This window comes from Pseudomonas sp. 43A, assembly GCF_013363935.1.
Taxonomy (GTDB): Bacteria; Pseudomonadota; Gammaproteobacteria; order Pseudomonadales; family Pseudomonadaceae; genus Aquipseudomonas; species Aquipseudomonas crudilactis.
Map to the genome: position 1 here is coordinate 1,131,204 of NZ_CP054880.1, position 13,355 is coordinate 1,144,558.

Annotated in this window: 15 protein-coding genes; 4 read left to right on the forward strand and 11 right to left on the reverse strand. The window is 59.7% G+C overall.

The genetic code is table 11. The features are described 5' to 3' along the window. Nucleotides 1-525, forward strand: a complete 525-nt coding sequence (locus HUW52_RS04930; RefSeq protein ID WP_008081898.1) for a single-stranded DNA-binding protein — start codon at nt 1-3, stop codon at nt 523-525. A 195-nt stretch (nt 526-720) separates the two neighbouring features. Here HUW52_RS04930 and HUW52_RS04935 read toward each other — a convergent pair whose 3' ends face one another. The 7 genes from HUW52_RS04935 to HUW52_RS04965 form a co-directional block, all read right to left on the reverse strand. Further along, a complete protein-coding gene (locus HUW52_RS04935; RefSeq protein ID WP_016983570.1) occupies nt 721-1,878 on the reverse strand; it encodes a glutathionylspermidine synthase family protein in 1,158 nt (385 codons plus the stop codon). Nucleotides 1,879-1,880: 2 nt separating this feature from the next. Then, entirely contained in the window at nt 1,881-2,585 is a 705-nt protein-coding gene (locus tag HUW52_RS04940; protein WP_016983571.1) for a DUF1190 domain-containing protein, read from the reverse strand. Nucleotides 2,586-2,602: 17 nt separating this feature from the next. Then, a complete protein-coding gene (locus HUW52_RS04945) occupies nt 2,603-3,028 on the reverse strand; it encodes a DUF350 domain-containing protein (RefSeq protein ID WP_016983572.1) in 426 nt (141 codons plus the stop codon). A 15-nt stretch (nt 3,029-3,043) separates the two neighbouring features. Then, a complete protein-coding gene (locus tag HUW52_RS04950; RefSeq protein ID WP_034155940.1) occupies nt 3,044-3,694 on the reverse strand; it encodes a DUF2491 family protein in 651 nt (216 codons plus the stop codon). A gap of 199 nt (nt 3,695-3,893) precedes the next feature. Continuing rightward, nucleotides 3,894-4,592 carry a PspA/IM30 family protein gene (locus HUW52_RS04955; protein ID WP_175553090.1) on the reverse strand — a complete coding sequence of 233 codons (699 nt, stop codon included), beginning with the start codon at nt 4,590-4,592 and terminating at the stop codon, nt 3,894-3,896. Between the two features lie 17 nt (nt 4,593-4,609). Then, entirely contained in the window at nt 4,610-5,191 is a 582-nt protein-coding gene (locus HUW52_RS04960) for a YjfI family protein (protein ID WP_253756885.1), read from the reverse strand. A 232-nt stretch (nt 5,192-5,423) separates the two neighbouring features. Then, entirely contained in the window at nt 5,424-5,978 is a 555-nt protein-coding gene (locus tag HUW52_RS04965) for a cysteine hydrolase family protein (protein ID WP_016983576.1), read from the reverse strand. A 101-nt stretch (nt 5,979-6,079) separates the two neighbouring features. On the opposite strand from HUW52_RS04965, the gene HUW52_RS04970 reads away from it, so the two are divergent. From HUW52_RS04970 to HUW52_RS04980, 3 genes are all read left to right on the forward strand, one after another. Beyond that, nucleotides 6,080-7,081, forward strand: coding sequence for a GlxA family transcriptional regulator (locus tag HUW52_RS04970; protein ID WP_175553092.1), 1,002 nt, complete (start codon nt 6,080-6,082; stop codon nt 7,079-7,081). A gap of 281 nt (nt 7,082-7,362) precedes the next feature. After that, nucleotides 7,363-8,472 carry a DUF3182 family protein gene (locus HUW52_RS04975; protein ID WP_175553093.1) on the forward strand — a complete coding sequence of 370 codons (1,110 nt, stop codon included), beginning with the start codon at nt 7,363-7,365 and terminating at the stop codon, nt 8,470-8,472. Then, nucleotides 8,462-9,220: a S9 family peptidase gene (locus HUW52_RS04980; protein ID WP_007917206.1), complete on the forward strand. Its 759-nt coding sequence runs from the start codon at nt 8,462-8,464 to the stop codon at nt 9,218-9,220. Before HUW52_RS04975 ends, HUW52_RS04980 begins: the two co-directional genes overlap by 11 nt. Nucleotides 9,221-9,334: 114 nt before the next feature. On the opposite strand, the gene HUW52_RS04985 is transcribed toward HUW52_RS04980, so the two are convergent. From HUW52_RS04985 to HUW52_RS05000, 4 genes are read right to left on the reverse strand one after another with little or no spacing between them, the layout of a single operon-like run. Further along, a complete protein-coding gene (locus HUW52_RS04985) occupies nt 9,335-10,321 on the reverse strand; it encodes a lysylphosphatidylglycerol synthase domain-containing protein (protein ID WP_016983579.1) in 987 nt (328 codons plus the stop codon). After that, nucleotides 10,318-11,592, reverse strand: a complete 1,275-nt coding sequence (gene clsB, locus HUW52_RS04990; protein ID WP_175553094.1) for a cardiolipin synthase ClsB — start codon at nt 11,590-11,592, stop codon at nt 10,318-10,320. The genes HUW52_RS04985 and clsB overlap by 4 nt, the downstream gene beginning before the upstream one ends. Continuing rightward, a complete protein-coding gene (locus HUW52_RS04995; protein WP_016983581.1) occupies nt 11,589-12,386 on the reverse strand; it encodes an endonuclease/exonuclease/phosphatase family protein in 798 nt (265 codons plus the stop codon). The genes clsB and HUW52_RS04995 overlap by 4 nt, the downstream gene beginning before the upstream one ends. After that, complete coding sequence (locus HUW52_RS05000) at nt 12,383-13,309, reverse strand: DUF72 domain-containing protein (RefSeq protein ID WP_175553095.1); 927 nt, start codon at nt 13,307-13,309, stop codon at nt 12,383-12,385. The genes HUW52_RS04995 and HUW52_RS05000 overlap by 4 nt, the downstream gene beginning before the upstream one ends. Nucleotides 13,310-13,355 lie beyond the last annotated feature (46 nt).

The following is a 13,355-nucleotide window of genomic DNA, read 5'->3' on the forward strand; positions in this document are numbered from 1 at the left end:
ATGGCCCGTGGGGTTAACAAAGTCATATTGGTCGGCACTTGCGGCCAGGATCCCGAAGTTCGCTACCTGCCTAACGGTAACGCCGTGACCAACCTGAGTCTGGCCACCAGCGAACAGTGGACCGACAAGCAAACCGGTCAGAAGGTCGAGAAGACCGAGTGGCACCGTGTTTCGATGTTTGGCAAGGTTGCGGAAATCGCCGGCGAATACCTGCGCAAGGGTTCGCAGGTCTACATCGAAGGCAAGCTGCAGACCCGCGAGTGGGAAAAAGACGGTATCAAGCGTTACACCACCGAAATCGTGGTCGACATGCAAGGCACCATGCAACTGCTCGGCGGCCGTCCACAACAGGGCGACCAACAAGGCGGTGGCAACAACTACCAGCAGTCCGCTCCGGCCCCACGCCAGCAGGCGCCACGTCCGCAGCAGTCGGCTCCCCAGCAGCGTTCGGCCCCGGCTCCACAGCAGGCCGCACCGCAACCGGCTCCGGATTTCGACAGCTTTGATGACGATATTCCGTTCTGATTCGCTGCTGTAACCGCCGCAAATAAAAAGGCCCGTCGCTTAAACGACGGGCCTTTTTGTTGGGCAAAAAACTTATGGTCATCCCCGATCAACTGTAGGAGCGAGCCTGCTCGCGAAGGCGTCAGATCAGATAAAGCAGTCGTTTAATGACAATCCGCTTTCGCGAGCAGGCTCGCTCCCACAAGGATCTGTGGTTCAGTCGAGGATCAGGTGCGGCAGGAAGCGGCTCGAATCCTTGGTGATCAGACTGTTGTCTTCCCGCACCCCAATCCCTGCAGCCTGATCGCCGATCACCCAAGAGCCAATCAGCGTGTAGCTGTCGCCAAACTTTGGCAGCGGCGCAAATTCCTGCAGGATAAACGGCGCATCCGTGTAGGGGCCGTCCTCTTTGACGGTCAGACCGTCAGCCGTTTGCAGCTCAATGTTGGCGCCTTCCCGGGAAAAGTACGGCTTGCGTACCCAGCCTTTGGGCACTGCATTGGCTGGATTCAGATCAAGATGCGCCGCCAGCAGATTTGGATGGCCCTTGTGCATTTCCCACAGCAAGGGTAGCGCGCCCTTATTCGACAGGATCGCTTTCCATGCCGGCTCGAAAAATTGCGTATCACACTCGGCAATTGCCGCCCCGAACGGCTCGTGAAAGATGAATTCCCAGGCATGCAGTTTGAATAGGTGCGGGATCCAGCGATCTTCCAGGTCGACAAAACGACCTTCAGACGTCAAACCGATGTCTTCAATATCGATGTGCCGCGACTCGATGCCGACCTTCTCGGCGATCAGGCGCAGGTAATCCGTGGTGCCCTTGTCTTCGACGGAGTCTTTCATCGAGGCGAAGTAGAACGGCCGCTTCAGCTGTAATTCGGCGAAGGCTCGATGCAACTGGGTGTCGATGCTGTTGAACTGGTCGGCATGAAGCGGCAGTGTGCCGCGCTCGATGCATTGTTCCAGCCAGCCCCACTGGAACGCCGCTGCTTCGTAAAGACTGGTCGGCGTGTCGTAGTTGAGCTCCAGCAGTTTCGCCGGGCCGTTGCCGGTGTAGGAAAAGTCCATGCGCCCGTACAGATGCGGATGACCTTCCAGCCAGGAAGTGCGGATCATGTCGTAGTACGCCGGCGGGATGCTTAGGCGATCCAGCAGTTCTTCGCTGTTGACCACGCGGTCGACCAGGTCCATGCACATCTCGTGCAGTTCGGTGGTCGGGTCTTCAAGATCGTTTTCGATCTGCGCGAGCGTGAACTGGTAGTACGCGCTTTCGTCCCAGTACGGCTCGTCATCGATGGTGTGGAACATGAAGCCGAGGCTCTCGGCAGTCTGTTTCCAGTCAGGCCGCTCGGCGCATAGGATCTTCTTCATTGTCAGCTGCTCGAACGACCGGAACTGCTGCCCCAGCCACCCCAACCGCTACGGGCGCTGGATTGGCTGCCGAAGCCGCCGCGTGACGTCGAAGAAGCCACGTTGACCGGTTTGCTTTTGCTGCTTTCGTAATCCGTTTGGCTGCGCGTCGTGGTGTCGGCTCTGCGGTACTGCGTCGAGGTGTTGTATGGCTGGCGCGTTTCGCGATCGCGGTAAACCGTGCGTTCGGCGTTGTTGCTCATCGCATTGCCGATCAGCCAGCCGGTCAGCCAGCCATTTCCGCCACCGCCACCACCGCCACCACCGCTGGAGACGTGCGAAGTGCTTTGCACATTCTGCGCCGTTGCATTACCGACGGGCATCTGCGCATCAGCGATGGCGTCGAGGTTCTGCGCCGATTCACCTTCCTGCGGCACTTTGAAGCCACCGAGTTTCGGCACGAAGCGGCCGTCGGAGTTTTTCTGGCACCAGTCAGCGGCAAAGTCCGCGTCGCATTTGGCCTTGTCGTTGTACGCCGGGGCGATGCGCCGGTGTTCGGTCAGGGCGGCGACGTAGGCAGTGGAGCAGACGTCGGCGCCCACTTCGGCGTCGACACACTGTTCCACGCTCTGGAAGTTGCGCGGTTGATCCGCGGCTGTCGCCTGGCCGGAAATGGCCATGGCCACCGAGGCGGCGAGGGACAACTGAACGTATTTGCTGCGTTTCATCTAGGGCTTCCTGCCGATCAGTTGGACGGTGTCATGCACGCCGCGTTGAGCATACCGACGCTGATCGCGACCGCAGCAACGTAGATGCCGGAGGCGATTTCACCGTTGGCGATGCGCTGGGACGTGCCTTTGAGCACCAGGCCCGTGGCGAGGAACGCCAGCAGTTGCACGACGGCGGCAATCACGGCCCAGAGCACGAAGTCGAGGACGTTGACCGAAAACGCAATCACGTTACTGGCCGGAATCGCGAAGCCGATAATCGCGCCGGCCAAGGCGATGGCGGCGGCTACGTTGCCGGAGCGAATCAGCTCAAACTCCTTGTGCGGCGTGATGCGCGTATAGACAAATTGAAACAGCATGAACAGCAGTACGGCGCCGATGAGGTAGACGACGAAACCGACCAGCGCGGTTTTGTTCAGGGAAACGGCCAGCACTTCCAGCATGAAAAACTTCCTTTTTTAAATGGTGCTCAGATCTGTCGTGTACAGCGAAATGCCCAGCGAGGTGCTCAGGCTGACGGTGCCTTCTTCATCCTGTTCGACGGAGAACAGCAGCAGTTCGCGGCGATCGGTCAGGCCGGTCTCGCGCGCGTAAAGCATTGAGTGGTGTTCGATGGTGTAGCTTTCGTCCGGATTGACCACTTGTTCGGTCATCGGTACCAATTCGGTCTGGCCTTGTTCAGTGCCCCACTCGCGGGTGTATTCGACACCGCCGTGGTTGTAACCGGGTAAGCCGATCTGGCTGTTGGGGCCGGCCAGGCGCTGCAGTTCGGCGTCACTGTTGACCGTTACGTAGCTGAGGTAATTGAACAGGGTGACCGATTCGATCTGGTCTTCACCGGTAACGTGGATCTGTAGCCAGAAATCCTCGTCGTTCATGTAATAGCGGTGCAGTTTGTTGGACTGGCCGAGGTCGACCCAGCCGTGGCTCCAGATCGCCTGATCGAAGGGCACCCGCACCGTGGTCGAGCCATCGAGCAACAGCGCCAGCGTCGTATCGAACCTGACGGCTTTGCCCTGGGCCATGCCGAGTGGGCCACTGGCAACGGTCGGTGTTGGCGCAGCGGTCTGCCAGTTGCTGGTGCCCAGCAAGTCTTTAAACCATCCCATGGGTACGTTCCTTGAAGCGGGTGGAGGTGTTCGTCGGCGAAAAAACGTCGCTAGTGTACCGGGCTGAGCGACGAACGACACGCCGCAAACCATGTGGGAGCGAGCTTGCTCGCGAAGAGGGCGTATCAGTCAACAATGATGTCGACTGATACGACGCTTTCGCGAGCAAGCTCGCTCCCACAGGTTTTTTGCGCAGTGCTTACTGAGCGGACTTTTGCTTCAGACGCTCAAGAATCGCGTTGGCGCTGCCTTCGTTCGGCGTGATGCCGGCGTCGCGCAGTTTGCGTTCCAGGTCGTTGCCGGTCGAGGCGTCAGCCAGCTCGTCCGCAGCGCTGAGTTCAGCCGCGCGTTGCTGCTGCTTGGCTTGCAGGCGGTTCAGGGTACCGACGGCAGTTTCCAGCTTGCCATTGGCACCGCCGCTGGCGATGGAAGCGCTGACCTGGGCTTTCTGCACGCTTTCGCGGGCCTTGGCCATGTCCACTTGCTGGCGCAGGCTCTTGATCCGCGACTCGGCCTTGCTGATGTCTTTGCGCATGTTTTCGGCGTAAGTGCCGAACTCGTCGCTCTGCTTTTTCTCGGTGTCGAGGTCATTGGTCAGGGTCGAAATCGCTTCGGCCACTTCCAGCGCCAGGTCTTCACGGCCGGCGTTCAGCGCCGAGACGGCTTTGGCTTCCAGATCCTTGATCTTGGCGTCGTACTCGCTCACGCGGTCGGCGGCCAGTTTGTGTTTGGCCATGATGGTGACCAGTTCGCGACGGGCGTTCGACAGCGCGCTGTCGGCATCGCGGATTTCCTGATCGAGGATACGCAGGGCCTGTTGGTCGGCAATTGCTTCGCCGACTTCATTGGCGCCGCCGCGCAGTGCGGTGAACAACTTGCTCCAGATGGACTGAGTCATTGGATATTCCCTGTTGATTACTTGAAGAAGTGTTCGAAGGCTTCGCTCGCGCGCTGCACATTGTCGACCAGGGTTTTCACCTCGGTGACGACGTTGGTCAGGCTCGAGTCGGCGCTCAGGGCGCCAAACATGTTGTAAACGGTCTGCCCGTTCGGCATCGACTCGATACCGATCGACGACAGCGGGAACATTTCCCGGCTGCGCAGCACAGCGTCGTTGAAGGCGCGTACGTCGCTGATCGAGTCGATGTCCACCAGCACGGTGTCGACGATGATCTGCTGGCCGGCCAGGGCGATGTGAATCGGCAGACCGCCGAATTCGTTCATTTCCAGCTTGATGCTGGGTTCGGAGCTCTGGATCAGCGACAGCGTGATCTCTTGCGAAGCCACCTCGTCCAGGGCCTTGAGGGCATTGAAGAGGCTATCGATGGTCCAGTTGTTGCCTGCGCTCATGTAATTCTCCGACATGAAAGAGCCAGCCAGAATCGGTTGGCGTAGCTGTTGCTCCATTTGCTTGAGCAAGCTTCGGTTTTCCGGAAGCACCCAAGTTTCGTGTTTCACATAACCGGCGGCCGCCAGGCCCGCGCGCATCTGCTTCATGTAAAAGCTCGACGGTTTTTTTGCCGACGGTTTCGCGCGCTCGCCCTTGAGACTCTCTGATTTCGCTGTAGGGGAACGGCTTTTCATGGCAATGGCTCGGTTATGGATATCTCACGCGTGAGCCACACTACAACCAATTCAAAATGCCATCAATGGCTCACGCGTGAGATTTTTATGACAGGCGTAAAAAGGCCCGCAACAGGGCGGGCCAGCTATTTTTGCAGAATATGACTCAGCGATTGGCGGCGAGGAATTCGTCGGTGGAGACCACACTGGCGTAGGCGAATCCCAGCGCCGACATGAACGCAGCGTGAACATGGGCGGCCGGCACCGTCAGGCCATTGAACTCCAGGTCACGGCTGGCGCAGGCGTCGTGAATCACCGTGACGGTATAACCCAGATCCGCCGCCGCACGGGTAATGCCGTCAACACACATGTGGCTCATGCTGCCGACCACCACCAGTTCCTTGATGCCTTGTTCGTCGAGGATCGCTTGCAGTTCGGTTTCGCGGAACGAGTTGACGAAGTGCTTGAGCACCACCGGTTCATCGGCGCGGTTGAGAACTTTGGGGTGCAGCTTGGCGCCGTCCGAGCCCGGGGTGAAAAACGGCGCATCCGCTGAGGTGAATTCGTGGCGAATGTGTACCACCGAATCACCTGTCTCGCGGAACGCGGCGAGCAGTCGGGCGGCGTTGTCGGCGGCGGCGTCGGCACCGGCCAGCGGCCACTTGCCTTGGGGGAAGTAGTCGTTCTGGATATCGACTACGATGAGCGCTTGCTTGGCCATGGGGGTGTCCTCGAGGTATTGGCTGGAAGTGGCTTCAGTATTGGCGCTGGCCAGCCATTCGGGGATTGGCCGCACCGACAATAGACAGGGGAAAACTGACAATGGGCGCAGAAAGGGCCGCCGTTGCTGAACTGGGCGTGCTGATCTATCCCGGCGCGCAGATGGCGGCGGTGCACGGTTTGACCGATCTGTTTGCGGTGGCCAACCGGATTGCCGCCGAGCATCAGGCCGCGCAGTTGCCTGTGCTGCGGGTCAGTCACTGGCAGGTCGAAGGTGATCAGCCGCCAACGCGCACTTACGCCAGTCATGCGGGTAACGACAGCGCTTTGCTGGCGGTGCTGATTCCGCCATCGATCGGCGGGTTCTCGGCGGCGCAAGCGCCGGCCAGCCTGATGCAATGGTTACGCGATCAACATGCCCACGGTGCAACGCTGGGCGGGGTCTGCGTAGGCTCGCTGATGTTGGCTGAAAGCGGTCTGCTCGACGGCCGCAGTGCCACCACCCATTGGACCTCGGCCAAGACCTTCGCCGAGCGTTACCCGAAGATCAAACTCAAGGCTGATACCCCGATTGTCGACGACGGCGACTTGATCACCACGGCCGGATTGATGGCTTGGTCGGAACTGGGATTACGTCTGGTCGACCGCCTGCTCGGGCCGAGCATCGCCACTGCCACTGCGCGATTCCTGGTGATCGAGCACAGTGACAGCGCCAGTGAGTGCGGCAGTAATTTTGCGCCGATTCTCGGTCATGGCGATGCGGCGATTCTCAAGGTTCAGCACTGGCTGCAAAGCACCGGTGCGACGGATGTTTCGTTGACGGCGATGGCGGAGCGGGCTGGGTTGGAGGAGCGCACATTTCTGCGGCGGTTCCGCGCGGCGAGCGGGTTAAAACCGACCGAGTACTGCCAGCATCTGCGGGTGGGCAAGGCGCGCGAGATGCTCGAGTTCAGCAATGGCACGATTGATCATATTGCGTGGACGGTGGGCTATCAGGATCCGGGCGCGTTTCGTGCGATATTCAAGAAGATCACCGGGCTGGCGCCGAGTGAATATCGGGCGCGGTTTGGTGTGACCCCAATCTCGAAAGCATCCATTAACTAATGTGGGAGCGAGCTTGCTCGCGAAAGCGGTGGGGGCTGTAAGTTTGATGTCGCCTGACACGGCGCCTTCGCGAGCAAGCTCGCTCCCACATTGAACTCTATAGGACTATAGATCGTGCAATTTGCCGGGGTTTGACGCGCGGTCGTGCAGATTGAAACAGGCCTGGTGCCAGTACGATTTCGCCAAGTTTCTGATTAGCAGAGGATTTTCAAGAGTCGGCCGTTGGCCTGATCTCTGCACCGCTCAACGCTACAGTCATCGAACCGATGGAAGGGGACCGCATGACCCCGACACCCCGCAGGAAAATTGTCGTTGCCCACTCGGTGCGCCCTGACGCGCCGCAGCATGAGGTGCAGACCAACAAGTCCCTGGCCCGCTGGCTGGCGCAGATCTCAGGGTTTAAATTCGGTGGCAGTTACGACGCTGCGAAACATCAGGGTCGCGATCTCTACCTGTTGCCCACGCAAACCATCGTTGGCGCCGACCAGGCCCGTGAGCTCGGCATCAAGGGCCCGGACGATCTGTGGGGTGGCTTCGTCGAACACGATTTCATCTGCACCAAAGCCATCAGCCACGGCCTGCGCAGTCATCAGGCCCACGCGCCGCAAGGCTGGTCGCCGCTGTTTTCCGAGCGGGTACGCAATGTCGTGCTCGATGGCCTCAGTGTGTTTGCGCTGGCGGATGCGCGGCCCGCCGCCGAGCATCTGCTGTACAGTGGTCCCATTCGCCTGAAGCCGATTCACGCCTGCGCCGGACGAGGCCAGGAAGTGATCAAAAGCCTCGACGCCTTCGACGAAGTTCTCGCTCGACCTGAAGCCGCGAAGTTGTTCAGCGACGGCGTGGTGCTGGAGCAGGACCTCAGCGATGTCGTCACCCACAGCGTCGGCCAGTCGTTCATCGGCAATAGAGTGCTGAGCTACTGCGGTGATCAATACTTGACCAAAGATGCCCACGGCGAAGAGGTCTACGGCGGCTCGAACTTGCTGGTGGTGCAGGGCGGTTACGACGAGCTGCTGACGCTGGATCTGCCCGACGATGTGCGTCTGGCCATCGAGCAGGCGCAGGTTTTCGACAATGCGGCGAATGAAGCCTATCCACGGTTTTACGCCTCGCGACGCAACTACGACATCGCCCAAGGCCGGGACAGCAACGGCAAAACCCGCAGCGGTGTGCTCGAACAGTCCTGGCGCATGGGCGGTGCCAGCAGTGCTGAGGTTGCGGCACTGCAAAGTTTCGTCAACGATCCGGGGATGCGCGCGATTCGTGTGTCTTCGGTGGAAACCTACATCGATCAGGCGCTGCCGGCGGACGCCATCGAGGTCTATCGCGGACCGGCTGAGAACAGTGAATTTCTCCTCAAATACGTAACGGTCAAATCCTATGACGGCTAGAAGCGAAAGCATTCAAATCGACATTGATGATGAACAGATGAGCGGGACATTTCTCAGTCCCAAATCGAAAGTCCCGGGGGTGTTGTTCGTACACGGTTGGGGCGGCAGTCAGGAACGTGATCTCGAGCGCGCCAAAGGCATCGCCGGTCTCGGTTGCGTGTGTCTGACCTTCGACTTGCGTGGACACACCGGTGGCACCGGGATCCCGCTGACCCGCGTTACCCGCGAAGACAATCTGCGTGATTTGCTCGCGGCCTATGACCGCTTGCTGGCGCATCCGGCGCTCGACACTTCCGCGATCGCCGTGGTCGGTACCAGTTATGGCGGTTACCTGGCGGCGATCCTCACCTCGCTACGCCCGGTGCGCTGGCTGGCGCTGCGGGTGCCGGCGTTGTACCGCGACGAGCAATGGCACACACCCAAGCGTGAGCTGGACAAGGCCGATTTGCGGGATTACCGCAGCACGCTGGTGCGCGCTGATACCAATCGCGCCTTGCACGCCTGCTCGCAATTCACTGGCGATGTGTTGCTGGTGGAATCGGAAACCGATGACTATGTGCCCCACGCGGCGATCATGAGTTACCGCGCGGCGTGCCAGCAGACCCATTCACTGACGCACCGTATTATCGATGGCGCCGATCATGCGTTGAGCGAGCCGGTTTCACAGCAGGCCTACACCTCGATACTGGTGGACTGGATTACCGAGATGGTCGTGGGTGAACGGTTGAGCATTATTCAATCAGCATGATCTTTTAGTGTTCTTTCGGACGCCTTCGCGAGCAAGCTCGCTCCCACAGGGGATCGCGTTTCAAATGTGGGAGCGAGCTTGCTCGCGAAGAGGCCATCAACTTCACCCAAAAAATCAGGAAGGTTTTTTCTCTATTCGCAGCGCTTTCGCCTTCGCTTCAACCACCAGATACATCACCACCGTAATCAACAACGGCAACAGAAAATAAATCGCCCGATACGCCAGCAATCCCGCTACCAGACTGCCACGTGAAGCCTCGTGTTGCAGCAACGCCACGAACACCGCTTCCAGCACGCCAAGCCCCGCCGGAATATGCGTGATGACCCCGGCAATCGCACTGATCAACAACACCCCCAGCACCAACGGATAATCCAGTTTGCTCGGCAACAAGGTGAAAATCACCGCCGCCATCAGTGACCAATTCAACGCCCCCAGCAGCAATTGCAGGACGGCCATGCGCAGCGACGGCAGATTGATTTCCACCCCGCGAATCGACCATTCGCGACGTTTGGAAAACTGACACGCCGCCAGATAGCCGGCGCTGATCAGCAGCAACAGAACACCAATGCCTTGCAACGCCGCGCTGCTGATTTTCCAGCCCGGTGGCATTGTCACCAATCCACTGCTGAACACCACGCCGGCAATGGTCATGTAGCCGAACCAATTGGTCGCCAGGCTCAGACCGAGGATCTTGGCGATGTTGCTTTTGCTCACGCCAAGGCGCGAATACAGCCGATAACGCATGGCGATGCCGCCGACCCAGGCACTCAGATTGAGGTTGAACGCATAGCTGATGATTCCTACCGGCAGAATCTGTTTCCAGGTCAGGTCCTGACGAATGTAAGTACGGCCGATCAGATCAAAACTGGCGTACACCAGAAAACTCAGCAGGGTCAGGCTGGCGGCGATAATCAAGGTGCGCACTTTGAAATCGGCAAGGGTTTGCAGCACCTCGGCCCATTCAATGCGCGTGGCGAACATCGTCAGCAACACGATCAACGCGAGGAAAAACAGCAGGGTCAACGGACGCTTCCAGCGGCTCCATTTCGAGTGCGTTGCTGGCGCCGAATGCGGGGCGGAATGCACCTCGGAATGGCTCATGAGCGGTCACCTCGAAACGGCTTTAGCCTCGGTTTGTGCGCCGGCAGCCAACCGGCCATCGCCGGGAAATGCCGTAGAAAGTGGAACACCAGAAAACCCACAGTCATGTGCCAGATGCGCCCACGTGGCGACTGGCTGGCGTCCATGGCTTTGCAGTGGTTCTGGCTGAGGTCTTCAAGGCGTTCGAACAGATGCTGATTGAACGCGCGGTCGCGGATCAGCACGTTGGCTTCCAGATTCAGCGACAGGCTCAGCGGGTCGAGATTGCTCGAGCCGACGGTGCTCCATTCTTCATCGACCAGCGCGACTTTGCCGTGCAGCGGGCGCTGGCAATATTCATGAATCTGCACGCCGGCCTTGAGCAGGTAATCGTAAGTCATGCGCGCCGCCAGTTTGGCCACCAGCATGTCCGGTTGCCCCTGCAGAATCAGGCGGACCTCAACCCCGCGACGTGCAGCATTGCGGATTTCCCGCAACAGGCGATAACCGGGGAAAAAGTAGGCGTTGGCGATCACCACCCGGCGTTTGGCGCGGCGCAGCACCTGCAAATACACGTCTTCGATGTCGGAGTGATGCTGGTCGTTATCGCGGAATACCAGGCGTACTTGACCGTCGTGATCATCGAAAGCCATCTCCGCGCGGCGCTGGCGCCGGCGCTGCCACCAGAAGCGTGCGCGTCCGGGGCGACCGCTTTGCAGCAGGGCAAAGTGGTGGATGTCAGCGACCACCGGCCCCTGCACTTGCACCGAGTAATCCTGTTTGGCTTCGGGGCCGAAATCAGCGAGGTGGTCGCCGGAAAAGTTGATCCCGCCAATAAACGCGATCAGGCCGTCGACCACCACGATCTTGCGGTGCAAACGGCGGAACCAGTTGGTGCGAATGCCCAGGCGTTTTGGCGCCGGATCGAAAATCTGCAAATGCACGCCGGCCTCGCTCAGCGCGGTGAGATAACCGGTGGTCAACTCGCCGCAACCAAAGCCGTCGAGGCTGACGGTGGTGCGTACGCCTCGCCGCGCGGCGTCGATCAGTATCTCCTGCAACTCGGCGCCGACCTTGTCTTCGAAAACGATAAACGTCTCGAGCAGAATTTCACTCTTCGCCGCGCGCATCGCTTCGAACACTCGCGGAAAATACTCCTCGCCGTTCTCCAGCAACTCAACGCGATTGTTGCCCTGCCAGCGGTACTCGACATCAACATGGCCGGGCTCGCGTATCGGCGGGTTGATGGCGATCGGTTCCACGGCGGATTTCTCCAGCGGCGCGCTGCTCATAGTTCGATCTCTACCGATAAAGGAACGTGGTCGGAAAGGTGCGACCAAGGCCTGTTCGCCAGGACTTTCGGCTGGCTGGCCTTGAGGTTGCGCACGTAAATACGATCAAGCCGAAGTGCTGGCAGGCGCGCGGGAAAACTGCGTGCCGGTTTGCCCAGATGCTCGGCGAACACTTCGCGCAGGCCGCAAGGTTTGAGCTGCGCATCGGCGCGCTGGCGCCAGTCGTTGAAATCGCCAGCGACGATCACTGGTGCGTCGTCGGGCAACTCCGCCAAGCGTTGCATGAGCAAATCCAGCTGGGCGTTGCGATGACTTTCGCGCAGGCCCAGATGCACGCAGATCGCGTGCACTTCGGTGCCGTCGCCGGGCAGGCGCAGCACGCAATGCAGCAGGCCGCGGTTCTCGTGGCCGTTGATCGAGACGTCGAGGTTGTCGTGACGAATGATCTGGAATTTCGACAGCAGCGCATTGCCGTGGTCGCCCTCCGGGTACACCGCGTTGCGCCCATAGGCGAACTGCGGCCAGAGGCTGTCGGCGAGGAATTCATACTGCGGCATCGTCGGCCAATTGCTGTAGCGCTTGGGATGGTGCTCGTGGGTGCCGTGGACTTCCTGCAGAAACACCACATCGGCGGCGACGCTGCGTACCGCTTCGCGCAGTTCCGGCAGGATGAAGCGCCGATTCAGTGCGGTAAAACCCTTGTGGGTATTGACCGTCAGTACGGTGAACGTCCGCACGGACGGCGCAACGACCGAGCCCTCATCGGTGAAGCCAACCGGTTCCGGAATACTCATGCCAGCACTCCTTCGCCAGCGGGTTCGCCGGGGGTGGTGGCGAGGTCTTTATCCAGCTCGAAACGATGCAGCAGGTCACGGGCGTCGTACGGCGCGCGGACTTTGATGTCGTTGTCGAAATAGCAGAACACTTCGCGGGATTTGCGTGCGCGTGGCTTCAAGCGTGGTGCGATCAGGTGCGCGTCTTTTGGTTGCTCGCCGTGGTGCCAGGCGTCGATGCGTTCGGCCCAGCGCTTGAGGGCTGGCGCGGTGTAACCGCTGGCGTAGAGCTCTTCGGCGCCGTGCAGGCGCAAGTAGACAAAGTCGCTGGTGAGGTCTTCGCGGTACGGCCATTTATTGGCGGTGTCGGCGATCACCAGTGCGGTGTTGTAGCGCTTCAATAGGCGCACAAAATCGGGATCAAGGAAGCTGTCGTTGCGGATTTCCACAGCGTGGCGCAGCGGTTTTTTACGCCAGGCTTTCAGGCTCGCGTGGCCGTGCAGATGAGCGTCGTGTTGCCGGGCGAGGGTGGCGGCGGCTTCGGTATCGTGGGGCAGTAGCGCAAGGAAATGTTCAAAACGCTCAGGCTCGAATTTGAAGTTCGGCGGAAATTGCCAAAGGATCGGCCCGAGCTTTTCCTTGAGTTCCAGAATCCCCGAGGCGAAGAAGTTCGCCAGCGGTTTTTCGATCTCGCGCAAGCGGCGGATATGGGTGATGAAACGCGGGGCTTTGACGCTGAAGATGAAATCGTCGGGGGTTTCGGCGTACCACTGCGCGTAGCGTTCGGGCCGTTGCAGGGCGTAGAACGATCCATTGATTTCGATGCTGTTGACCGCCCGCGAAGCGAACTGCAATTCGCGTTTCTGCGCCAGTCCCTTGGGGTAGAAGTCCCCGCGCCACGGTGCGTAGCGCCAGCCGGAAATACCGATGTGAATCGTTGCCATGCTGCCCTCCCGTTGAAAGCCCTCGTGTTGCCGCTGTCTTCTGATG

Excerpts from the sequence above, each read along its gene's own strand:
- HUW52_RS04930 (WP_008081898.1), top strand. The coding sequence starts at position 1 with ATGGCCCGTGGGGTTAACAAAGTCATATTGGTCGGCACTTGCGGCCAG.
- HUW52_RS04935 (WP_016983570.1), bottom strand. The coding sequence starts at position 1,878 with ATGAAGAAGATCCTATGCGCCGAGCGGCCTGACTGGAAACAGACTGCC.
- HUW52_RS04940 (WP_016983571.1), bottom strand. The coding sequence starts at position 2,585 with ATGAAACGCAGCAAATACGTTCAGTTGTCCCTCGCCGCCTCGGTGGCC.
- HUW52_RS04945 (WP_016983572.1), bottom strand. The coding sequence starts at position 3,028 with ATGCTGGAAGTGCTGGCCGTTTCCCTGAACAAAACCGCGCTGGTCGGT.
- HUW52_RS04950 (WP_034155940.1), bottom strand. The coding sequence starts at position 3,694 with ATGGGATGGTTTAAAGACTTGCTGGGCACCAGCAACTGGCAGACCGCT.
- HUW52_RS04955 (WP_175553090.1), bottom strand. The coding sequence starts at position 4,592 with ATGACTCAGTCCATCTGGAGCAAGTTGTTCACCGCACTGCGCGGCGGC.
- HUW52_RS04960 (WP_253756885.1), bottom strand. The coding sequence starts at position 5,191 with ATGAAGCAGATGCGCGCGGGCCTGGCGGCCGCCGGTTATGTGAAACAC.
- HUW52_RS04965 (WP_016983576.1), bottom strand. The coding sequence starts at position 5,978 with ATGGCCAAGCAAGCGCTCATCGTAGTCGATATCCAGAACGACTACTTC.
- HUW52_RS04970 (WP_175553092.1), top strand. The coding sequence starts at position 6,080 with ATGGGCGCAGAAAGGGCCGCCGTTGCTGAACTGGGCGTGCTGATCTAT.
- HUW52_RS04975 (WP_175553093.1), top strand. The coding sequence starts at position 7,363 with ATGACCCCGACACCCCGCAGGAAAATTGTCGTTGCCCACTCGGTGCGC.
- HUW52_RS04980 (WP_007917206.1), top strand. The coding sequence starts at position 8,462 with ATGACGGCTAGAAGCGAAAGCATTCAAATCGACATTGATGATGAACAG.
- HUW52_RS04985 (WP_016983579.1), bottom strand. The coding sequence starts at position 10,321 with ATGAGCCATTCCGAGGTGCATTCCGCCCCGCATTCGGCGCCAGCAACG.
- clsB (WP_175553094.1), bottom strand. The coding sequence starts at position 11,592 with ATGAGCAGCGCGCCGCTGGAGAAATCCGCCGTGGAACCGATCGCCATC.
- HUW52_RS04995 (WP_016983581.1), bottom strand. The coding sequence starts at position 12,386 with ATGAGTATTCCGGAACCGGTTGGCTTCACCGATGAGGGCTCGGTCGTT.
- HUW52_RS05000 (WP_175553095.1), bottom strand. The coding sequence starts at position 13,309 with ATGGCAACGATTCACATCGGTATTTCCGGCTGGCGCTACGCACCGTGG.